This window comes from uncultured Georgenia sp., from assembly GCF_937958535.1.
Classification (GTDB): Bacteria; Actinomycetota; Actinomycetes; order Actinomycetales; family Actinomycetaceae; genus Oceanitalea.
The window spans coordinates 1-21334 of record NZ_CALGNQ010000125.1 but is presented as its reverse complement, the minus strand read 5'-3'; the positions used below and the strand labels follow the sequence as shown (position 1 = coordinate 21334).

Annotated in this window: 15 protein-coding genes and 1 pseudogene; 7 read left to right on the top strand and 9 right to left on the bottom strand. The window is 72.8% G+C overall.

Annotated features, from left to right (window positions below):
- The first annotated feature begins 236 nt into the window (after positions 1–236).
- The gene (locus Q0195_RS07340; RefSeq protein WP_299276517.1) at positions 237–2729 is read left to right on the top strand and encodes a hypothetical protein; all 2493 of its coding nucleotides are present in this window, start codon (positions 237–239) and stop codon (positions 2727–2729) included.
- A 121-nt stretch (positions 2730–2850) separates the two neighbouring features.
- Positions 2851–5799, top strand: a complete 2949-nt coding sequence (locus tag Q0195_RS07335; RefSeq protein WP_299276516.1) for a hypothetical protein — start codon at positions 2851–2853, stop codon at positions 5797–5799.
- A gap of 69 nt (positions 5800–5868) precedes the next feature.
- On the opposite strand, the gene Q0195_RS07330 is transcribed toward Q0195_RS07335, so the two are convergent.
- The 5 genes from Q0195_RS07330 to Q0195_RS07310 all read right to left on the bottom strand — a co-directional run bounded on the left by Q0195_RS07330 (position 5869) and on the right by Q0195_RS07310 (position 11932).
- Complete coding sequence (locus Q0195_RS07330; RefSeq protein ID WP_299276513.1) at positions 5869–8334, bottom strand: hypothetical protein; 2466 nt, start codon at positions 8332–8334, stop codon at positions 5869–5871.
- Positions 8335–8468: 134 nt separating this feature from the next.
- Entirely contained in the window at positions 8469–9137 is a 669-nt protein-coding gene (locus tag Q0195_RS07325) for an SGNH/GDSL hydrolase family protein (RefSeq protein WP_299276510.1), read from the bottom strand.
- Positions 9134–10045: a hypothetical protein gene (locus Q0195_RS07320; RefSeq protein WP_299276508.1), complete on the bottom strand. Its 912-nt coding sequence runs from the start codon at positions 10043–10045 to the stop codon at positions 9134–9136. Before Q0195_RS07320 ends, Q0195_RS07325 begins: the two co-directional genes overlap by 4 nt.
- 13 nt (positions 10046–10058) lie before the next feature.
- Entirely contained in the window at positions 10059–11072 is a 1014-nt protein-coding gene (locus Q0195_RS07315; RefSeq protein ID WP_299276506.1) for a Gfo/Idh/MocA family oxidoreductase, read from the bottom strand.
- Positions 11069–11932: a Gfo/Idh/MocA family oxidoreductase gene (locus Q0195_RS07310; protein ID WP_299276503.1), complete on the bottom strand. Its 864-nt coding sequence runs from the start codon at positions 11930–11932 to the stop codon at positions 11069–11071. Before Q0195_RS07310 ends, Q0195_RS07315 begins: the two co-directional genes overlap by 4 nt.
- A 130-nt stretch (positions 11933–12062) precedes the next feature.
- Here Q0195_RS07310 and Q0195_RS07305 point away from each other — a divergent pair, with 130 nt between their 5' ends.
- Entirely contained in the window at positions 12063–13088 is a 1026-nt protein-coding gene (locus Q0195_RS07305) for a Gfo/Idh/MocA family oxidoreductase (protein ID WP_299276501.1), read from the top strand.
- Positions 13085–14071: a Gfo/Idh/MocA family oxidoreductase gene (locus tag Q0195_RS07300; RefSeq protein ID WP_299276498.1), complete on the top strand. Its 987-nt coding sequence runs from the start codon at positions 13085–13087 to the stop codon at positions 14069–14071. The genes Q0195_RS07305 and Q0195_RS07300 overlap by 4 nt, the downstream gene beginning before the upstream one ends.
- A 73-nt stretch (positions 14072–14144) precedes the next feature.
- Here the strand turns inward: Q0195_RS07300 and Q0195_RS07295 are convergent, their stop codons facing one another.
- The 3 genes from Q0195_RS07295 to Q0195_RS07285 all read right to left on the bottom strand — a co-directional run bounded on the left by Q0195_RS07295 (position 14145) and on the right by Q0195_RS07285 (position 17282).
- Positions 14145–15032, bottom strand: a complete 888-nt coding sequence (locus tag Q0195_RS07295; protein WP_299276496.1) for a carbohydrate ABC transporter permease — start codon at positions 15030–15032, stop codon at positions 14145–14147.
- Entirely contained in the window at positions 15032–15958 is a 927-nt protein-coding gene (locus Q0195_RS07290) for a sugar ABC transporter permease (RefSeq protein WP_299276493.1), read from the bottom strand. The genes Q0195_RS07295 and Q0195_RS07290 overlap by 1 nt, the downstream gene beginning before the upstream one ends.
- A 64-nt stretch (positions 15959–16022) precedes the next feature.
- On the bottom strand, positions 16023–17282 hold the full coding sequence (locus tag Q0195_RS07285; RefSeq protein WP_299276490.1) for an extracellular solute-binding protein: 1260 nt from the start codon (positions 17280–17282) through the stop codon (positions 16023–16025).
- A 318-nt stretch (positions 17283–17600) separates the two neighbouring features.
- On the opposite strand from Q0195_RS07285, the gene Q0195_RS07280 reads away from it, so the two are divergent.
- On the top strand, positions 17601–18581 hold the full coding sequence (locus Q0195_RS07280) for a LacI family DNA-binding transcriptional regulator (RefSeq protein ID WP_299276487.1): 981 nt from the start codon (positions 17601–17603) through the stop codon (positions 18579–18581).
- Here Q0195_RS07280 and Q0195_RS07275 read toward each other — a convergent pair.
- Positions 18529–19818: an AGE family epimerase/isomerase gene (locus Q0195_RS07275; RefSeq protein WP_299276484.1), complete on the bottom strand. Its 1290-nt coding sequence runs from the start codon at positions 19816–19818 to the stop codon at positions 18529–18531. The genes Q0195_RS07280 and Q0195_RS07275 overlap by 53 nt on opposite strands.
- A gap of 148 nt (positions 19819–19966) precedes the next feature.
- Between Q0195_RS07275 and Q0195_RS07270 the strand changes: the two genes are divergently transcribed.
- Positions 19967–20761, top strand: coding sequence for a 6-phosphogluconolactonase (locus Q0195_RS07270; protein ID WP_299276481.1), 795 nt, complete (start codon positions 19967–19969; stop codon positions 20759–20761).
- A gap of 4 nt (positions 20762–20765) precedes the next feature.
- Positions 20766–21334, top strand: a pseudogene (locus tag Q0195_RS07265) (N-acetylglucosamine-6-phosphate deacetylase); the annotation flags it as partial.

The following is a 21334-nucleotide window of genomic DNA, read 5'->3' as shown; positions in this document are numbered from 1 at the left end:
TCGGGTTCCGCCGCCGTCGTGAAGATCTCCGGCACGCAGGTACACGGCCCGGTGACCGTCGTCGGCCCAACGACGCGAACGGGCCCGCCACCGGCCAGTGCGCGGGCCTGTGACCGAGGGGCTCCCGCCGCACCGGACGGGCGGCCGGGCCCCCACGCCATGTCCTCCGGTGCCGTGCCCGGCACCGGGTCCGTGCGCCGCGCCCACGGGTGCGGCGCCCAGAAGAGGAGGATGCAATGACGCCCCCTGCACGTCACCCCAGGGCCCGCCTACGAGCCCTGGTCACCACCCTGCTGGCGGTGCTGGTCGGCCCGCTCGCCGTGCCGGCAGCACAGGCTGCGCCCGCCCCACCCCAGCCGACGGTCCACGACCTCGGACCGGCGGTCATGTCGGTCAACGTCCGCTCGGCGACCTTCGCCACCCTGGACGACGGCACGCCGGTGGTCTACGCGATCTCCAACGGCAACCCGGCGACCTTCACCATGGTGGACGTCACGACCGGTGAGGCGCTCTTCAGCGCCGAGCTGGACAACACGACGATCGGCGGCTGGATCACGGTCACCGACGACGGGATGGTCTACTTCTCCGCGCGGCACCCGATGAACGCAGGCCTGTTCTCCTTCGACCCGGAGACCCGCGAGCTCACCCACATCGCCGCGGGTGTGGCCGGGGAGCGGGTGCTGTACGACGGCAGCGTCGGCCCGGACGGGCGCCTGTACTTCGGCACCTACCCCAACGCCAAGGTCGTCGCCTACGACCCGGCGACCGGCGACTTCGAGGACTACGGCACCCAGACCACCGACGCCGCCTACGTCTTCTCGCTCGGCATCGTCGACGGCGAGATCTGGGCGGGCACCGGACCGGTCCCACACCTGTACGTCATCGACCCCGCCACCGGGGAGCGCCGCGAGATCCACCCGCCCGACCACGTCATGGCCAACACCCAGTGGTTCATCGGCATCGCCCAGCGTGCGGACACCGTGCACGTCCGGCTCTCACCCCGCGGGAACTACGACTCCGCGGTGCTCGACCTCGCCACCGGGCAGTGGGCCGAGGAGGTCATCCCCAGCGTCTTCGGCTCGGACCCCACCGCGGTGGACTCCCGCGGCGTCACCTACCTGCTGTCCGAGGGCACACTCGTCGGCCACGACACCCGGACGCTGGAGCTCCTCCCCACCGGCTTCGCCGACACGGAGCTGCCGGACGTCCTGGCCGAGCAGGTCGGCACCTACGGGATGGAGGTGCTGGACCTGCCGGGTGCCGGGGAGTCCGTCGTCGGCCTGAGCACCGACGGTGACCTGTGGGCCTACCACCTCGAGACCGGGACGGCCTCGGTCACCCGGGCCGAGATCGCACCGGCACCGGCCGAGGCCCACGGCCTCGGCGTCGGCCCCGACGGCAACACCTACATCGGCGCCTACCTCTCCAGCGGGTCGATGACGCGGGTGGACGCCGAGACCCTGGAGCTCGAGCCGCTGCGCGGCCCGAAGCAGGCCGACGCCGTCGCGACCCACGGGGACGAGCTCGTCGTCACGTCCTACCCGGGCGCCGTCGTCCACGCGGGCAACCTGGAGGAGGAGTGGCGCTGGGGGACCAACCCGCGGCACGTCCTCACCCTCGAGCGCGGTGAGCCGTACTTCCAGGACCGGATCAACGGCGTGGTGTCCACCGGGGACCGGCTGGCCATCGGCACGATCCCGGACTACGGCGAGCTCGGCGGGGCGCTCACCCTGGTCGACACCGAGACCGGCGAGCTCGAGTTCCACCGCAACGTCGTCCCGGACCAGAGCGTCATCTCCCTCGCCTACGCCGACGGCCTCATCTACGGCGGCACCGCCATCAGCGGTGGGCTCTCGTCCACGCCCACGGCCACCGAGGCACGCCTGTTCGTCTGGGACGTGGAGTCCGCCTCCCTCGTGTGGGAGGGCCCGGTGAGCGACGAGGCCGGCTACGTCGCCGGGCTGTCCTGGGGTGCGGACGGGATGCTGGCCGGCGGTACCTCCGACGGCCTGCTCTTCGAGCTCGACCCCGCGACCCACGAGATCACCTGGACGGCGCGGCTGTTCCCCGCCGAGCAGGGCAACCACCGCGGGTGGGGCTACGCCACCAAGACGATCTGGGACGAGCGCACCGGGACCTACCTGGTGACGAGCAACACCACGCTCTACCAGGTGGACCGGGCCACCGGTGAGGTGACCGTCGTCGCCGAGGAGATGGAGCAGATCACCCGGGACGGCAACGGCAACATCATCGGGGTCGACCAGACCAACGCCTACCTCATCGACCTCGTCGGCCCGACGCCGGACTGCACCGACACCGTCACCGGCACTCACCACGGGCCGCTCCGGGTCACCAGCGGCGTCACCTGCATCACCGCAGCGACCGTCAACGGGCCGGTGACCGTCGGCACCGGTGCAAGCCTCGTCGTCACCGACGCGACGATGCGCGGGCCGCTGACCGCGTCCGGCGCCACGCTGGTACAGGTCAGCGGCGCGGAGCTGACCGGTCCGCTGCGGGTGTCCGGGACCACCGGCAACCTCGAGCTGACCGACACCGTGGTCCGCGGTCCGGTCGAGCTGACGGACAACCGCACGACCCTGGCCCCGCTGGTGGCCGGCAGCACCGTGCACGGACCACTCAGCTGCACGGGCAACGAGCCCGCCCCGGTCGACGGCGGCAGCCCGAACAGCGTGACGGGGCCGCAGCGCGGCCAGTGCGCGGCGCTGTAACGCCACGCCCCCGTGCGTGTCGAGGGCTGGACCGTGCGCCTGCGCGGTCCAGCCCTCGCCGTCTGCGGGGACCGTCCCTCGAGCACAACCGAGTGTGAGACAAGGAGAAGGGAACGTATCGATGAGTGAACAGAGAGTGGACAGAGCCGGACCCGGGACCAGGGCCCGACTGCTGGTCGCGGCCCTGCTGGCCGCCGCGGTCGCGCTGGTCCTCCCACCGGCTGCCGACGCCTCCCCGACCGGGCCGGGCCGGTCCGTCCCGGTCACCAACCACAGTTTCGAGCAGCCGGTGACGCAGGACGGCATCCCCGGCTGGACCGTCTTCGGTGCCGGCCGGGACGGCAGCCGCGAGGTGGTCGACGACGTCGCCTTCGACGGGTCGTGGAGCATGCGGATGGTCGACCCGGAGAGCGACGTCGCCTACGGGCTGCGCAGCGAGCCGGCCCCGGTCGAGGCCGGCCGCACCTACGAGGCCTCCTACCGGGTGTGGGTCGAGCACGGCGTCCCGTCGATGTACCTCTACTTCTACGACGCGGACGGCAACCAGCTCCAGCAGACGAGCAGCCACTTCCGTGGCCTGCCGGCCCAGGAGTGGACCACGGTCGCCGTCGAGGCGGTCGCTCCGGAGGGGGCGGCCACGGCCGCGGTCCTCATCTACTCGATGCAGGCCTCCGTCTCCGACTTCTACGCCGACCAGGTGGAGCTGCGGGAGCTGCCGACCCTCGACGTCGTCGACCACGGCGTGGCGATGCACACGCCCAACGTGCGCTTCGCGGAGGCGACCGTCCTGTCCGACGGCACACCGGTGGGCTACCTGTTCAACGACGGCGAGCCGGTGAGCATGAGCATGGTCGACCTGCGCACGGGCGAGGTGCTCGACCGGCACGACTTCACCGGCTACTCCGTCGCGTCGGCGATCGTCGTCGACCCGACCGACGACATGGTCTACCTGTCGGTGCGCTCACCCAACGACGGCACCCTGTGGAGCTACGACCCGCACAGCCACGAGCTGACGCGGCTCGCCACGCGGGTGGTCGGAGAGGGCATGCTGCGCTCGCTGCTCATCCACGACGGCGTCCTGTACGGCTCCACCTACCCGTCGGCCAAGGTCTACTCCTACGACCTGCAGACCGGGGAGATCCGCGACTACGGCGCCGTCGCCGAGGGCGTGTCCTACGCCTGGGGCTTCGCCGAGGTCCGGGGCAGGCTGTGGGTCGGCACGGGGACCACGCCGTACCTGCGGGAGGTGGACGTCGAGACCGGGGAGGTCACCGACCTCGAGCTGCCGGCCGACATCGTGGACAACGCCGACTTCGTCAGCCGCATCGAGCGGTACGACGACCTCGTCCTCGTCGGCTACTCGCCGGCCGGCGCCCGGAGCATCGCCCTGTACGACCTCACGGCCGAGGAGTGGTGCTGCCAGGACATCCGGTCGATGGGCAGCTCCACCGAGGAGTCCCACGACGGCGCGTTCTACTACATCTCCGGCGGCGAGGTGCACGGGTTCGACATCGCCGCCCGGGAGAGCTTCTCCATCGGCTGGGCGGAGTCGGGCCTGGCGGACGCGCTGCCCGGCACCCGGTCCCTGCACCTCGTCGAGCTCGGGACGCAGGAGTACCCGGGTGTCACCCTGGTGGGCATCCGCGAGGACGGCGCGGTCTGGCTGTACGACCTCGACGAGGGCACCGGCGAGGTCGTCGAGACCGACGTCGAGGGCGCGCCCGCCACGATCCACTCCATGGGCCTGGGTCCTGACGGCAACCCCTACCTCGGCGCCTACCTCAGCTCCGGCGTCATGGCACGGGTGGACCACGCCACCGGCACCGTGGAGGCGCTCGACGGGCCCGGACAGGCCGACGCCGTCACCGCAGTCGGGGACCGGCTCGTCGTCGGGGCCTACCCCAACGCCCAGTTCTACGTCGGCGACCTCGACCAGCACTGGGACTGGGGCACCAACCCGGGCCACGTCCTGACCATCGGACGCGACGTCGGCCAGGACCGCATCTCCGACCTCGTCGCCGCCGGGGACCTGGCCGCGGCCGCCACCGTGCCCAACTACGGTGAGCTGGGCGGTGCCCTCGTGCTGTTCGACCCCGACGGGACCGAGGCCGACGTGCACCGGGACGTCGTCCCCGGCCACAGCGTCACCGCCCTGGCGTACCGGGACGGCCTCCTCTACGGCGGCACCTCGGTCCACGGCGGGCTGGACAGCACGCCGAGCGACACCGCCGCACGGCTGTTCGTCTGGGACGTGGCGGCCGCCGAGCTCGTCACCTCCACCGTCGTCGACCCTGCCGCCGAGGTCGTCCACTCGCTGACCTTCGACCACGCCGGCCGGCTGTGGGGGATGACCGACAACGGCACGGTCTTCGAGTACGATGTCGCCGCCCATGAGGTCGCGCGTACTGCGGCGACCGGGCTGACCAACGCCAACGTCTGGGGGCGGCAGAGCGAGATGTACCCCGGCCCGGACGGTCTGGTGTACGGCAACGCCGGCGGACGGCTGTTCACCCTCGACCCGCAGACCGCCGAGCTGCGCACCTTCGGGCCCACCGGGGTGCGCTACTCCGCGATGGTGGCGGACGGGACGCTCTACTTCGCCGACGAGACCAACGTCTACAGCTTCCCCGCGGCCGGCGCCCCGCCGGTCGGGTGCACGGCGACGGTCACCGGGACGCACCACGGCCCGCTCCGGCTCTCCGAGGGCGTGACGTGCCTGACCGACGCGCAGGTCCACGGACCGGTGAGCGTCCGCGCCGGGGCGGGGATCGTCGTCGTCGGCTCCCGCATCCAGGGGCCGGTGACCGCGGCCGGAGCGAGTGTCGTCGACGTCTCCGGCTCCGCCCTGCGGGGACCGCTGACCGTCTCGGGCTCAACGGACCTGCTCGCCGTCTCCGGCACGGAGGTCCGCGGGCCCGTGACGCTCACCGGCAACCTGACCGCGCAGGACGTCGTGGTCTCCGGCAACACGGTGTCCGGTCCGCTGCGCTGCACCGGCAACAGTGCCGTGGTCATGGCCGAGCCGAACGAGGTGAGCGGCCCCGCCACGGGCCAGTGCGCGGCCGCGTAGACCTCGCCGCCACGTCGGCCAGACGGCAGGGCGCCCCCTCCCCGGTGTGGGAGGGGGCGCCTTCGTGTGTCAGCCCAGCTCGGCGCACTGGCCGGATGCGGGCCCGACCACCGTGTTGGGTGCTCCGTCGTCCACCGGGGCGTGGGCGTTGCCGCTGCACGCGAGGGGTCCGGTGATGTGGTTGCCGCTCACGACGACGGCCCCGGTCGCGCCGGTGATGCGCACCGGCCCGGTGACCCGGGAGCCGCTCAGCGTGACCGTGCCGGCGCCGTCGACGCGGACCGGGCCGGTCACCTGCGAGTCGACGACCGTGACGCGGGGGGAGCCGGCCGCGTTCAGCGGTCCCACGATGCGCGAGCCGGTGACGACCAGCGCAGTGGCGCCGCCCGCGGTCACCGGCCCGCGGACGGTGGCGTCGGTGAGGCAGGTCGTGCCCTCACCGAGCCGGAGGGGGCCGTTGTGGGTGCCGGTGACCGTGACGTCGCAGTGCTGCTCGGCCGCGAGCGCGTACCGGTAGACATTGGTCTCGTCGGTGAAGTAGACGTCACCGGCCGCGACCGTGGCCCGCTGCACCCCGCTGGGGACCAGGACCTCCAGCTCCGGCTCCACGGGGTCGAAGCGGAAGAGCCGGCCGCCGGCGTTCCCGTAGACCAGGCCGTCGCGCGGGTTGAGCTGCAGCTCGCTCTGCGTGCCCCACACGTTGCCGTGCCGGATCCCGGTGTCGACGGTGCGGGTCACCTCGTGCGTCCCGGTGTCGTAGGCGAACAGTGCCCCGGTGTCGGTCATGCCCCAGACCTGTCCCGTGGCGTCGACGGTGAGGGCGTGGACGATCTCGGCGCCCTCGACGACCGGGCCGCTCGTCACCAGGCCCTCCTCCAGGTCCCACACGAAGAGCTCGGCGGTGTCCTGGGTCGGGGTCGAGTCCAGGCCGCCGTGGACCGAGGTGCCGCCGTAGACGACGCCCTCGTGGAACGCCAGGTCGGTCACGCTCTGGTCGGGGACGACGTCGCGGTGCACCTCGTGGTCACCGGTCACCGGGTCGAACAGGGTGAGCGCCCCGCCGAGCTCCCCGTAGTTCGGGATGGTGCCGGCGGCGACGAGGTCACCGGCGGCCGCCATGTGCCGCGGCCGGTCCTGTCCGGTGTCGGTGCGTCCGAGGGTGAACAGGTGCCTCGGGTTCGTGCCCCAGGACCACGCCTCGTCCGCCTCGGCCGCGTAGAACGCCGCGTTCGGGTAGGTGCCGATGACGGTGCGGTCCCCGAGGGCGACGATCGAGTCGGCCTGCTCGGGGCCGTCGAGCTGCTCGATCTGCCCGGTGGCCGGGTCGACGCGGGCCATGACGCCGGGGCTGAGGTAGGCCCCCACGTACACCTGGCCGTCACCGCCCTCGGCGATCGACATGATCGTCACGGACGAGCCGAACGGCTCGGTGGCCAGCACGTCGCCCGCGCCGGTCCGCAGGTTGTACCGCCAGACCATGCCGTCGGTGCGCGTGCCCACGACCGTGGTGCCGGGGAAGTCGTCCGTGCCCAGCTCGGCGAGGAACATCCGGGTCGTCCCGGCGGTCTCCCCCTCGACCCCGCTGCCGCTCATGTCGACCGACCGCGACGTCCGGGAGGCGACGTCGTAGGCGTGGAGCCGAGCGCCGCTGTCGAGGTAGTAGAAGGCACCGTCCACGCTCTGCTCGGTGTAGAGCCACATGCCGCCGACCGGGACGCGCTCGAGCCAGCCGGTGCCGTCGTGCACCGACAGGGTGGCGCCCCCGACGGCGCGGTGGGAGAACACGGTGAGGTCGGCGTAGGTCTCCACGCGCTGGACGAAGCCGCCGTCGGCGACGACGTCGGCGGGCAGCTCGACCGGGGTGACCTCGGCGGTCGCCGGGTCGAGCCGGTACAGCTGGGCAGGGGTGCCGGCGCCGACCCAGACGGTGTCCCCGTCCGCCTCCAGCCCCCAGGCGTAGTCGCTCTCGCTCACCGAGCCGAAGACGGTGAGCTCCTCGGTCTCCAGGTCCAGGGCGTAGACCTGGGCGTTGGGGTAGGTGGTCCCGTAGAGGGTGTCGCCGTCGATGTCGAGCATCCGCAGCATCTGCTCGCCGGCGATCCCGTCGGCGATCTCGACCAGCTCGCCCGTCTCCGGCTCGTACCGCCACAGCGTGCCGTCGTTCGGGCTGCGCACACTGAGGTAGACCGTGCCGTCGTCGGCGACGTCGATCGCCGAGGCGACGGCGTAGGGCGGGATCTCGTGGCTGTCGAGCAGCTCACCGGTGCGCAGGTCGACGACGTTGAAGCTCACCGGCTCGCCGTCGGAGAAGAGGTAGGCGACAGGGGTGCCGTCGGCGAGCGTGCCGACGTCGGACAGGCGCACGTTGGGTGCCTGCATCGCGACGCCGAGGTCGGTGACCGGCTCCTCGCCGGAGGCCGGCGAGGTGGCCGCGGCCGCCGTGGCCGGCGCCAGGAGGAGTGCCGCGCCGAGAAGTGCGGCCACGAGGGGGCCGGCCCGGTGGCGGGGTCGGGATCGCAGGGGCGGTGAGGTCATCGTCGTCCTCCGTCGGTGGGTTCCGTGGGAGCCCTCAACGTATTGCAAGCGGTTGCGGTACAGCAACGAGGCGCGCTGGGAGGCATGCAAGCGGTTGCTTCGAGTGCCGCTCGGCGTCCGACGGGAGGCCTCCCCTAGGGGATGGTGAGCCGGCAGGTCCGACTCGACCCGGGGTCCCACACGCCCAGCACCTGCATCAGCGTGCGAGCCATCGCGCGGTGCCCGTAGGCGTTGGGGTGGCAGCCGTGCCCCAGCCAGTGGAAGGTCGAGTCCTGCGGTGTCGCGGCCCACGCGGAGTGGTGGTCGACGAGCACGGCGTCGACGTCCCGGGCGAGGGAGCGGATCGCCTCGACGTAGCGGTCCAGGTGCCGGACGACGTGGTCCGGGGCTGTCGGCAGCGTGCCGTTCGGCGTCTGCACGACCACCAGCGCCCCGGTGGTGTGGCGGATCCGCTCGACCACCCGGCGGTAGGTGCTGACGAACGCGCCGACGCCGTCGGCACCTCCCTTCGTGTCGTTGAGCCCCGTCCCGATGACGACGGCGTGCGGGTGGTGGCGCAGGCACACGTGCTCGAGGTCGCCGTCCAGGTCCTCCACCCGCCACCCGCTGACGGCGGCGTTGACGACGACGTCACGCACCCGGCCGAGCTCCCGGAGCCGCTCGTGGAACAGCTCCGGGTAGCCGCGGCCACCCCAGGTGTGCCAGCTCGCCGCCGTGACGCTGTCCCCGATGAAGGACCACGTGCGGGGCTCGGCGGCCTGGACGAGCTCGCGCGCTCGGGGGTCGGTGACCGTCCGGCTCATGACAACCTCTCCTCCAGCCAGGCGGCGACTGCCGCGGTGACGTGCTCGGGCAGGGGATGCCCGCCCCCGTGGTAGAGGACGGCCAGGTCGGCCGGGTCCGTCCAGGCGGCGGCCGCCCGTGCCACGAGGTCGTGGTTGTGGAGGCCGTCGCTGCTCCCGCCGCCGGCGAGGAGGAAGGGGCGCGGCGCGACGAGTGCCAACAGGTCGTCGTGGTCCCGGTCACCCGGCAGCTGTCCGCCGAGGTACCACGGGTCCCGCCAGTTGGAGTGGGCGAGACCGAGCCCGGGCTCATGGGCCGCGCCCGCCGTCACCCTCGGGTCGAGCGCCGCGAGGTGGAGGGCGAGCTTGCCGCCGAGGGAGTGCCCGAAGACGCCGACCCTCCCGGCGGTGGCCAGGCCCTCGGCGAGGGCCGCGGTCAGCGTGAGCACGAGGTCGGCGACGCTCCGACCGAGGGCGGTGCCCGGGAGCCGGGCGGCGTGGGCCGCGGCCGCGGGGGAGTAGCGCTCGGTGAGGTCGGTGGCACGGGCGGTGCGCGGGTCCGCGGCGGCGTGCTGCTCGAACCACCACGGGACGGCGAGCACACTGAGCCCGCGCCCGGCGAGATGAAGCCCGTGGGCCTGGGACCAGGCGGTGCGGCCGGTGTGCCGGGTGCGCTCGGCGGGGCTGCCCAGCACCGTCGAGGTCTCGTAGCACGGGACGACGACGACGGCGCCGGTCGCGTCGTCGGGTCGCAGGAGCACGGCGGTGAGGTCCGTCCCGAACGAGGTGACCGTGAGGTCCTGCACCGTCGCCGCGGGGCCGGGACCGGCGTGGCGACAGGCCGGTCCCACGCGCCACGAACCGCGTGGGTCGGGACGGGCGTGGAGCCGGTCGCACCACCAGCGGCGCTCGCGGTCGGCGGACGTCATGACGCGACGCGGACTACCGCACCGGGGCCGGTGCCGGTGCCGGCACGACGGGCCGCCCGGTGCGTCCGGACTCGTAGACCGCCTCGATGAAGGCGACGGCGGCCCGGGCCTGGGCTGCCGTGACCAGGGGTGCCCGCTCCCCGCGGACGGCGGCGACGAAGTCGTGGAGCTGGGCGAGCTGCTGGTCCACCGGCGCGAAGGCCGGCAGCGCCTCCTCCGCCGTCGTGCGGAAACGGACGATCCGCTCCGACTCGGTGACGACGGAGCCGCGGGAGCCCATGACGCTCATCCGGATCGGCAGGTCACCGTAGGCGGAGGTGCTGGCGAGGAACGTCATGAGGGCGCCGCTGCGCAGCCGGGCGGTGACCGTCACCGTGTCCTCCACCTCGATGCCCTCGTGGGCGAGCAGCCCGGTGTGCGCGTAGACCTCGGCCACGTCCCCCAGCAGCCACAGGGCGAGGTCGACGAGGTGGACCCCCTGGTTCATCAGCGCGCCGCCACCGTCGAGTGCCCACGTACCCCGCCAGGCCCCGGAGTCGTAGTACTCCTGGGTGCGCCAGAGCGCCACCTCGACGGTGGCACTGGTGATCCGCCCGAGGCGTCCCTCCGTCACCACCTGTTTGAGGTACTGGTTCTCCTGGGCGAAACGGCGCTGGCTGGCCACGCTGAGCACCCTCCCGGAACGGCGTTCCGCGGCCAGGATCTCGTCGGCGGCGGCGACGGTGACCTCGATCGGCTTCTCCAGGAGGACGTGCTTGCCCGCGTCCAGGGCGGCGACCGCGACCTCGGCGTGGAGCCCGGAGGGGACCGCGACGACGACGGCGTCGACGTCGGGCCGGGAGAGCAGGGCCGCGGCACCCGGGCACGCCTCGGCGCCGTACTCGGCGGCCACCGCCGCCGCGGTCCCGGTGTGCTGGTCGGCGACGGCCACCAGCCGGCCCGGTGCCCCCGGGGTGGTGAGCCGCTGGACGTGCTGGCGCCCGATGACGCCGAGGCCGATGACGCCGAAGGCGGGGGTGTCGGTCACGGCGTCGTCCTTCCCAGGGCCTGCGTCACTGCGTCGAGGACGACGACCGGGGTGCGCAGCTGGGCGTGGCTGAGCCGCGGGCTGCCGGAGGCGACGGCGCCGAGGAACTCCTCCAGGGCCGGCGCGTTGTAGTCCGGCCCGAGGGTCAGCTCCCGGGCGACGACGGCGTCGGTGTGCACGGCGGTGACGTGGAAGGGCACCCGCCCGTCGTCGTGGGGGGTGACGAAGGTGAAGGTCACCTCGACGTCGGCGATGCGGCAGGAGGCGACGGTCGTGTCGCCGTCGCGCGTCGCCCGGGCCGCCACCTGGTCGACGACGGGGTTGCCGAGCATCTCCAGGGCCGCCTCGACGTGGTGGATCCCGTAGAAGTACAGGCCGGAGTACTCGCTGTCCGGGTCGGCAGGGCCGACGACGTGGAGGTGGCGCAGGGCGCCACGGGAGGGGGCGGCGGCCGTGAGCTCGGCCATCTCGGGGACGAAGCGCAGGGCCGAGCACGAGACGAGCACCGCGTCGTGCTCGCGGGCGGTCCGCAGCAGCGCGTCGGCGTCCTCGACGGACGCGGCGAGCGGCTTGTCCACGAGGACGGGCAGTCCGGCCGCGAGCAGCGGGCGGGCGTGCTCGAGGTGCCTGGCTCCGTCGCGGCTCGAGACGATGGCGGCGTCGACCCGCCCGAGGAGGTCGGCCGGCTCCTCGACGATGACGTCGATGCCCCCCTCGGCGGCGAGGGCGCGGTTGCGCTCCGACGGCCCACCGACGAGGGCGGTCCCCGTCACGCCGGGATGTCGCCGCTCGGCGTTGAGGAAGCGGATGAAGTGCTGGACGTGTGAGTTCTCCGTGCCGATGAAGCCGACTCGCTTCACAGTGCTGCTCCCTCGTCGTCGACGTGTGCGTGCACCAGGGTGGTCTGCAAGCGGTTGCATGTCAAGGCGGCCGATGGATACGTTGGGCCGACGTGCGGCGCGGTGCCGTACCGGTGCACGAGGAGGACGGATGACCAAGCCTGTCGGTGTCGGCGTGCTCGGGCTGGGCAGCATCGGGGCGACCCACGCGCGGGCGCTCGACGAGCTCCGTGGGCTCGCCGAGATGCGCGCGTTCAGCGGAGGGGACACCGGCCGGAGCGCCGCGGCGGGGTGGCCCGACGCCGTCCAGGTGGCGCCGGAGGAGCTCGTGCGCCACCCCGGGGTCGACGTCGTCGCCGTCTGCTCTCCGAGCGGGCGCCACGCCGCCCACGCCGTGGAGGCGCTGACGGCCGGGAAGCACGTCGTCGTCGAGAAGCCCCTCGCGCTGGACGTGGCCGACGCCGAGCGCGTCGTCCGCCTCGCCGACCGTGAGGGGCTGGTCGCCGCCGTGATCTCCCAGCGCCGGTTCGAGCCGGAGTACGCCGCCGTGAAGCGGCTGCTCGCCGACGGCACCCTCGGCCGGCTGCGGCTGGCCACGACCCACGTCCACTGGTGGCGGGACGACGCGTACTACCGGGCTGCGCCCTGGCGGGCCGCCATGGCCGGCGGCGGCGGGTCGCTCATGAACCAGGGGGTGCACAACGTCGACCTGCTGCAGTGGCTGTGCGGCCCGGTCGCGGAGGTCACCGCGCAGTACGCGACCCTGGCGCACGAGATCGACGCCGAGGACACGACCGTGGCCACGCTCCGCTTCGCGGGCGGTGCCCTGGGGCTGCTGAGCACGTCGACCGCCACGCCGCCCGGCTCACCCGCGACGTTGACCCTCCACGTGGAGCGCGGGGTCATCGAGCTGGGGCAGGGGGAGGTCGTCCGCTGGGACGTCCCTGGCGTCCCCCCGCCGGCGGCGACGGGGACCGCGGCCACCGGGGCGGCGGACCCGGCGGCGATCGGCTTCGCGGGCCACGTCAGCCAGTGGCGCGACGTGCTCACCGCCGTGCGTGAGGGCCGACCACCCGCCGTCCCCGCGGCGGAGGGGGCCGTGACGGTCCGCCTCATGTGCGCCATCTACCGGGCGGCGCAGACCGGGCGTGCGGTGCGGCCGGAGGAGCTGACGTGAAGGTCGCCATCCTCGGGGCCGCCCACCCGCACGTCGACTACGCCCTGGAGGAGGTCGCCCACCGCGACGAGCTCGAGCTCGTCGCGGCCGCCGAGCCGGACCCGACGATGCGTGGGCAGTTCCTCGGTCCGCTGACCGGTGTGCCCGTCTACGCCGACTTCGCCGAGCTGCTGGCCGCGCACGACGTCGACGTCGCCCTCGTCGCCGGCATCTACGCCCGCCGGGCGGAGGCCACGCTGCTCGCGCTCGACGCGGGGGCCCACGTGCTGGCCGACAAGCCGCTGTGCACCTCCACGGCCGAGCTCGAGGCGATCTCCGCGGCCGCGCAGCGGGCGGGACGCCACGTCTCCATCGTCTTCGAGAAGCGCTTCTACCCGGCGACGATCGCGCTGCGGCGCCTCCTCGCCGACGGCGTGCTCGGAGACCTGGCGCTGGTGGCCAGCACCGGTCCCCACAAGCTGCGCCAGGCGCAGCGGCCCGGCTGGTTCCTCGACCCCGTCCGGTACGGGGGGATCGCCGCCGACCTGCCGATCCACGACATCGACCTCGTCCTGGCCCTCACCGGGGCCACGAGCGGGGTGGTCGCCGCCCTCACCGGCAACGCCCGGCCGGCCGACCACCCCGGCTTCGACGACCACGTCGCCCTGCTCATGCGGGCCGGCGACGTGGCCGCCACCATCGAGGCGAGCTGGCTGGGGCCGGAGGCAGCCGACGTGCACGGGCACTACCGGATGCGGGTCACCGGCAGCGAGGGAACCGCCGAGCTGGACTGGGCCTACCACCGCCTCCGCGTCACTACCCACGACCGCCCGGCGTGGGACGAGCCGCTCGGTGAGCCGGTGCGCCCGGCCGCCTACTTCTTCGACGCCGTGCTGCGCGGCGAGGAGCCGGTGATCTCGACGGCGGCCGGACTGCTGGCCACCCGGGTGGCGCTCACGGCCCAGCGGAGTGCCGAGCGTGGGGGAGAGCTGCTCACCTGGTGAGCGGCCGCTCGGCCGAGCAGGAGAAGAGGCCCGCTGCGCGAGCGCAGCGGGCCTCTCCGTCGTCCGGGTGGTGCTACTTGATGCCCGACATCATGACGCCGCGGACGAAGTACCGCTGGAGGACGATGAACACGAGCAGCGCCGGGATGAAGGTCACCACCGCCGCCGCCATGATCGTCGCGAGCGGGACCTCCTGCTCCTGGAGGGTCTTGAGCCCGACGGTGAGGACGTAGTTGCGGGGGGACTGCTGGGAGACCAGCGGCCACAGGAAGTCGTTCCAGTGCCAGAGGAAGACGAAGGTGCCGAGCGTGGCGAGGATCGGCTTGGTCTGGGGCAGCACGATCGACCAGTAGACCCGGAACTCCCCGGCGCCGTCGATCCGGGCTGCGTCGATGATCTCGTCGGGGACGTCCTGGATGAACTGGCGCATGAGGAACATCGCCTGGGCGTTGGCGATCGTCGGGACGATCATGCCCCACATCGTGTTCAGGCCGCCGAGCTCCCGGACGATGATGTACTGCGGGATGATCGTCAGGTGGTAGGGGATCATCAGCATGGCGATGAACACCCAGAAGATGAGCTCACGGCCGAAGAACCGCTTCTTGGCGAAGGCGTAGCCCGCCATCGACGCGAAGAGCAAGACGAGGACCACCGAGACGATCGAGTAGATCGCCGAGTTCAGCGCCCACTGCGGGATGTTCTGGCTGTCGAGCGCCTGCTCGTACGCCGCGAAGGAGATCTCCGACGGGAACAGTGCGTCGGGGATCGTGATCGCCTTGCCCGGCTGCACGGAGATGACGACCATCGCGTAGAACGGGAAGATCGTGATGACCGCGGCGAGGGCCAGGAGCAGGTGCATCGCCCGCGGCGAGGACCTGCGGCGCAGGCGCCGGGCGTGCTCCGGGGCAGGGGCCGGTGCCTGGTCGACCCGGTCGGTCGTGTCGGTCAACATGGCGGCCATCAGGCACTCCTCCCGACGAGGCGGCGCTGGATCAGCGAGAAGACGAGGGTGATGAGCAGGAGGACGACGCCCACCGCGCTCGCGTACCCGAAGTCGAAGTAGCCGAAGCCCTGGTCGTAGACCATGAAGGTCAGCGTGTAGCTCGCCCGGACGGGCCCGCCGCCCGTCATCACGTAGATCGTGTCGAAGGCCTGGAAGGACTTCACCGTCTCGAGGACGAGGACGAAGAAGAGGGCGGGCTTGAGGAGCGGGAGCGTCACGCTGCGGAAGCGGCGCCACGGGCCGGCGCCGTCGAGCTGGGCGGCCTCGTAGTACTCCTGCGGGATCGCGAGCATCCCGGCGAGGAGGATGAGCATGTTGTAGCCGAAGTTCATCCACGCGCTCACCAGGGCGAGGGCGGGCAGCACCAGGCCGCTGCTCTGCAGCCAGCTGCCGGGGGAGAGGCCGACGGTCCCGAGCAGGGAGTTGATCGGTCCGTCCGCGCTGAAGATCCAGATGAAGATGAGGCCGGACAGGACCGGTGACGTGACGACGGGGAGGAAGAAGATCGACCGGTAGATCGACATGCCCCGCAGCACGCGGTTGCACAGCTGCGCCATCGCGAGCGAGACCGTCACGGACACCGGGATGGCGATGGCCGCGTAGAGCCCGGTGACCTTGAGGGCGTTCCAGAAGAGCGGGTCGGCGAACAGCCGCTGGTAGTTGTCCAGCCCGAGCAGCTCGAAGGTCCCGGACAGGCCGTAGTCGCCGAAGCTCAGCACGATGCCGTAGAGCGTCGGGAGGATCCGGAACAGCAGGAAGAACGCGACGTACGGAAGGATGAAGACGTAGGCGATGAGGGCGCCGGGTGACGTCAGCCTCGACCGTCTCCGGCGCGGCGGGCCGACCGTGCTGCGCTGGTCGACCGGTGCGGTCACAGTGGCCATGTGGGGACCTTTCTCCAGCAGTCGTGCGGCCGGGGCGGGACGTACCCGCCCCGGCCGCAGGCGGTCAGCCCCGCGCGATGAGGGCGTCGACCTCCGCGGCGGCCGCGTCCAGTGCAACCTGCGCGTCCTGGCCCTCGAGCAGCGCGGCCTGGATGTGCGGACGGATGACGTCGATGATCTCCCGGGCCTTGGGGTGCATGACGCCGGTGCGGACGTAGTCGAGGTGGTCGATGCCCTCGGCCACCTGCGGGTCGTCCGCGAACAGGCCCTCGATGTCCTCGCGGGGCGGCAGGTAGCCCGACTCCGCGATGAACTGCTCGATGAAGTCCGCCTCGGAGAGGAAGTGGACCCACGCCTGGGCCGCCTCGGGGGAGCTCGTCGTGTCGAAGATGGACCAGGCGCCGACCGAGCCGACCGCGACCTGCTCACGGTGCTGCAGCGGCTCGGTGGTGACGATCTTCCCGGGGTCGATGACGCTGCGGACGTGCGGGAGGTTCCCACCGGAGTGGTAGAGGACGTTGCCCTGGGCCAGCTGGCTCTGCTCGAACTGCTCGGCGACGCTGATCGGCTGCAGCGGCACCCACTCGTTCTCCACCATCTCCTGGATGAACTCCAGTGCCTCGACGCCCTCGGGGCCGTTGAACGCCGCGGCCGAGAGGTCCTCGGTGAGCACCTCACCGCCGGCCATCCACAGGTACTGGTAGAAGCTGTGGTTGAGGGTGGACGTCCCGGAGTACTCCGTGAGGTAGTAGCCGGCGTCCTTGACCGCCGGCCCGGCTGCGCGCAGCTCCTCCCACGTGGTCGGGCAGTCCACGCCGGCGGCCTCCATGACGTCCGTGTGGCACATGTTCACCCCCTTCTGCATGAGCAGCGGCGCGCCGTAGAGGGTGTCCTGCCAGGTCATCGACGCGAGGGAGGCGTCGTAGAAGCGGTCCCAGTCGTCCCGCAGGTCGTCGAGCGGGAGCAGGAGGTCCTGGTCGGCGAACTGGGGGATGAAGTCCGGGTTGAAGTAGACGACGTCGGGGGGGTTCCCGCCCGCGATCGCGGTGATGAGCGCCTCCTCGCGGTTGGAGAAGGACTGCATGACGACCTCGACCTCGACGTCGGGGTACTCCTCCTGGAACTCCTCGACGTGGGGCTGCCACCAGTTCACGCTGTCGATGACGCCGAGCGGGTAGGTCCAGAACACCACCGTCCCGGAGACCTCGTCGGCGTTCGCCGGGACCCCCACCTCGGGCTCGTCCCCTCCACCCCCACACGCGGCGAGGAGCAGCACCGCACTGCCCGCCGCCGCTGTGATCCGTGCTCTCACAGTGCGCCTCATCAGCCCTCCATCGGGTTGCCACAGGGTCGTTGCATCGGCCGTGATGCAAGCGGTTGCAACCTAACGGGGCATCCCGGCAGGTGTCAAGCGCGGACCCGGTGCCACGGGGTAACGGTTCGGTCTCGCCCGCGCGTCGCGCCGCGACGCCGCCCGCCGTTCGTTGCCATCGGTTGCAGGCTACCGCTACGGTTGCCCCCGGCACAGCGGCCATCGAAGGCGGCGTCAACTGCCCGGGGCTGCGGACACCGTCGTGAGATGCTGACGCTCGCCCCGTCGGAGCGTGAGTCCGGCGGTTCTGCGCGACTGGGAGGCAGGTCGATGAGGCAGGCGACCATCTACTCGATCGCCGAGGCACTCGGTGTCTCGGCGTCGACCGTCTCGCGTGCGTTCTCCCGGCCCGACCTCGTCAAGGCGTCGGTGCGGGAGGAGGTGCTGGCCAAGGCCCGCGAGCTCGGGTACGCGCCCAACCGGGCGGCCCGCGGGCTGGCGACCGGGCGCACCGGCCTCTACGGCCTCATGGTCCCGGACATCACCAACCCGTTCTTCCCGCCGTTCGTCCGCGCCGTCCAGCTGGCCGCCGGCGACCGCGACACCGACATCCTGCTCATCGACTCCGAGCGGTCGGCCGCGGCGGAGGAGGACCTCGTCCAGCGCATCCGCCCGCAGGTCGACGGTCTCATCGTCGCCTCCCCACGCCTGCCGAGCGGGCGACTCAAGGAGATGCTCGCCGGGGTGCCGAGCGTCGTGGTCAACCGTGCCGTGCGGGGGCTGCCCCACGTCGTCTGCGACAACTCCGCGGCCCTGGCGCAGGCGGCCGACCACCTCTACGAGCTCGGCCACCGCCGCTTCGCGCTCATGCGCGGGCCGGCGGCGGCGTGGGCGGCGACCCGGCGGGCCGAGGCGGTCCGCGGATGGGCGAAGGGTCGGCCCGACGTCGCGCTCGTGGAGCTCGGGCCGTTCGAGGCGCAGTTCGTCGACGGGCGCGCCGCGGCCGGCGAGATCGTCGAGTCGGAGGCGACCGCCGTCCTCGCCTTCGACGACCTCATGGCGGCCGGGGTCATCGCCGGGCTCAACGACCGGGGCGAGTCCGTGCCGCGGGACCGGAGCATCGTCGGCTGCGACGACGTCCTGCTCGCCCGGACGATGACGCCGAGCCTGACGACGGTGACCGCGCCCCTCACCGAGCTCGGGCGACAGGCGGTCGAGCTGCTCCGGGCGGTGCTCTCGGGGCGTACCCCGCGCAACGTCACGCTCGCCGGTGCCCTCGCCCTGCGCGGGACGGTGGGGCCGCCGCACTGACGGGCAGGTCGGTCGCGCCCAGCTCGAGGATCTGCATGAGGTTGCGCGTGACGTGGAACGGGTCCTTGACCGGTAGCGCGACCACCTGGTCGAGCGGCTCCCCGCGGCGGTTGCGGATCTGCACCCACTCGGCGCCGTCCGCACCGCCGGGGAAGGTGCGCAGGGTGTAGTCCCAGATCCGCTCGAACCACTCTCCTGCGGACCGGCGGCCGTACCGGTGGGCGGCGATGGCCGTCGCCGCACTCGCCTCGGAGTGCACCCACCACAGCTTCGTGGACCATGTGGTGCGCACGAGCTCCTCGTAGGGTGTGCCCGCGGTGGTGCCGGTGGGGGCGTGCGGGCCGTCGGTGTCGGCATAGCGCAGCAGGCCGCCGTGCACCGGGTCCCAGCCGAGCCGGCAGGAGGCGTCCAAGGAGACGAGCAGGGGGTCGCGCGACCGGTCGTCACCGAGCAGGTCGAGCGACTCGAGCGCCACCCAGATGCCCTCGATCGTGTGGCCGGGGACCCGGTGCCGGCTGACGAGCGAGCGGGCGTCCGGCCCGGGCATCTCGCTGAAGGTCCCGTCGGGCAGGCGGTGGGCGAGCATGGCCTCCACCGCCTCGGCGAGCCAGTCCAGGGTGTGCCGGTCCTGTCCCAGCGACTCCGCCGCCTGCGCCACGACGAGCAGGGTGTTCGTGAGGATCATCCGCGGCCCGAAGGCGACGTGCCCCGCGGGGACCGCGTACGGCGGCGTCGGGGCCGTGCCTGCCAGGTGGTCGGCGCGGGAGCGCTCCAGCACGGGACGTGCCGCCGTGAGCCACCGGGACTCACCCGTCTGGCGGGCGAGCTCGGCCAGCCCCATGACGACGAACCAGTCGGCGTACACGCTGCGGGCCGGCTGGTCGCGGCTCTCCGGTCGCCCGCCGTCCCGACCGACGACGAAGCGGGTCGTGCCGTCGGGGAGCACCGCGTGGTCGAGCAGGAACTGTGCCCCTCGGGCGGCGAGGTCCAGCAGTGTGCCCTCGTCGCCCTCGACCAGCCCGCGTCGGGCCAGCTCGGCGGCCCGGGCGAGGAGCCACACGAAGCGGCCCTGGGACCAGGTGAACTTGTCGGTGGAGACGCGCGTGCGTCCCCGGTTGTCGAAGCAGGTGAAGAAGCCGCCCCGGTCGCCGTCGACGCCGTGCTCCAGCCAGAACGGCAGGACCACCCTCTCCAGCTGCGTGCGGGCATCCACCCACGGGGTGCGGTGCGGTGTCATCGCTGCCTTCCGTCCGTCCTACCTGGGCGCTGTGGGGCACACTAGCTTGCAAGCGGTTGCTCCAGGCGCGTTCCACATCGTACTCTTGCAACCGCTTGCATCCTTCTGCGTCGCCAAGTCAGTGGTGACCTGTGACGATTGGAGAGAGATGTCCACCACCGAGCGGCCGCTGTCGGTCGACAGTGTGCACGTAGCCCCGTCCGACACCGCTGCGGGGGCCGCAGCGGGTCAGGCGGCCGCGCGACTGCTGCAGGATGCGCTGTCCCGCCGCGGCAGGGCACGGGTCGTCTTCGCCAGCGCGCCGTCGCAGGACCGGATGATCCGCACGCTCAGCGCCGCCCCGGGCATCGACTGGAGCCGGGTGGAGTCCCTGCACCTCGATGAGTACCGGGGGATCGACCCGGAGCACCGCGCCGGCTTCGGCCGCTGGCTGGCCGACCGGCTCCCCTCGACAGCACTCCCCGGGCTGCGGAGGATCCGCACGGACGGCGACGCCCGGGCCGAGATCGAGCGCTACGGCGAGGTGCTGGACGCTGCCCCGGTCGACCTCGTCTGCCTGGGGATCGGCGTCAACGGACACATCGCCTTCAACGAGCCCGGTGACACGGACTTCGCCGACGCGGCGCTGCTGCGGGAGGTGCCGCTGGCCCACGCCTCCCGGCAGCAGCAGGTCGACGAGGGGCTGTTCCCCGCACTCGCGGACGTCCCCACGCACGCCCTGTCCCTGACCGTGCCCGCCATCCTCCGCGGGGCAGCCATCGTCGGCACCGTCCTCGGGGCGGCGAAGGCCGAGGCCGTCGCCGCCGCCCTGGTCGGTCCGGTGACACCCGACGTGCCCGCCTCCGTCCTGCGCACCCACGGGGCGGTCTCGCTGTTCCTCGACGCCGCGGCGGCGTCCCGGCTCCCCGCGGCCTTCCCCGTCACCGCCGTCGCGGGAGACTGACCCCATGGGAACCGACGCGGTCCGCCGGCCCGGCCTCGTCGACCTCCAGGTCAACGGCTACGCCGGCTGGGACGTCAACGCCGACGACGTCACCCCCGACGACGTCGTCGGGCTCACCCGGGCACTGTGGGAGGAGGGGGTCACGACGTACCTGCCGACGGTGATCACGGCGCCGGAGGAGAAGATCCTCCACTGCCTCGCCGTCGTCGCCGAGGCGCGCCGCCGTGACCCGCTGGTCGCCCACAGCATCGCGGGCGTGCACGTCGAGGGTCCCTCGCTGGCTGCCGACGACGGTCCCCGCGGCGCCCACGACGCCCGGCACCTGCGCGACCCCGACCTCGCCGAGCTGCGCCGCTGGCAGGAGGCGAGCGGCGGGCTGGTCCGGATCGTCACCCTGGCGCCCGAGCGGCCCGGGACGGAGGAGTACGTCCGCGGGGCCGTCGCCGCCGGGGTCCGCGTCTCGATCGGCCACTGCGCCCCGACGCCGGAGCAGGTGCACGCCGCTGCCGCGGCCGGCGCGAGCCTGAGCACCCACCTCGGCAACGGCACGTACGCCACGCTGCCCCGCCACCC

What these genes read in the sequence shown, in the direction of transcription:
- Q0195_RS07340 (WP_299276517.1), top strand. Translation starts at nt 237, where the DNA reads ATGACGCCCCCTGCACGTCACCCCAGGGCCCGCCTACGAGCCCTGGTC.
- Q0195_RS07335 (WP_299276516.1), top strand. Translation starts at nt 2,851, where the DNA reads ATGAGTGAACAGAGAGTGGACAGAGCCGGACCCGGGACCAGGGCCCGA.
- Q0195_RS07330 (WP_299276513.1), bottom strand. Translation starts at nt 8,334, where the DNA reads ATGACCTCACCGCCCCTGCGATCCCGACCCCGCCACCGGGCCGGCCCC.
- Q0195_RS07325 (WP_299276510.1), bottom strand. Translation starts at nt 9,137, where the DNA reads ATGAGCCGGACGGTCACCGACCCCCGAGCGCGCGAGCTCGTCCAGGCC.
- Q0195_RS07320 (WP_299276508.1), bottom strand. Translation starts at nt 10,045, where the DNA reads ATGACGTCCGCCGACCGCGAGCGCCGCTGGTGGTGCGACCGGCTCCAC.
- Q0195_RS07305 (WP_299276501.1), top strand. Translation starts at nt 12,063, where the DNA reads ATGACCAAGCCTGTCGGTGTCGGCGTGCTCGGGCTGGGCAGCATCGGG.
- Q0195_RS07295 (WP_299276496.1), bottom strand. Translation starts at nt 15,032, where the DNA reads ATGGCCGCCATGTTGACCGACACGACCGACCGGGTCGACCAGGCACCG.
- Q0195_RS07290 (WP_299276493.1), bottom strand. Translation starts at nt 15,958, where the DNA reads ATGGCCACTGTGACCGCACCGGTCGACCAGCGCAGCACGGTCGGCCCG.
- Q0195_RS07285 (WP_299276490.1), bottom strand. Translation starts at nt 17,282, where the DNA reads ATGAGGCGCACTGTGAGAGCACGGATCACAGCGGCGGCGGGCAGTGCG.
- Q0195_RS07280 (WP_299276487.1), top strand. Translation starts at nt 17,601, where the DNA reads ATGAGGCAGGCGACCATCTACTCGATCGCCGAGGCACTCGGTGTCTCG.
- Q0195_RS07275 (WP_299276484.1), bottom strand. Translation starts at nt 19,818, where the DNA reads ATGACACCGCACCGCACCCCGTGGGTGGATGCCCGCACGCAGCTGGAG.
- Q0195_RS07270 (WP_299276481.1), top strand. Translation starts at nt 19,967, where the DNA reads ATGTCCACCACCGAGCGGCCGCTGTCGGTCGACAGTGTGCACGTAGCC.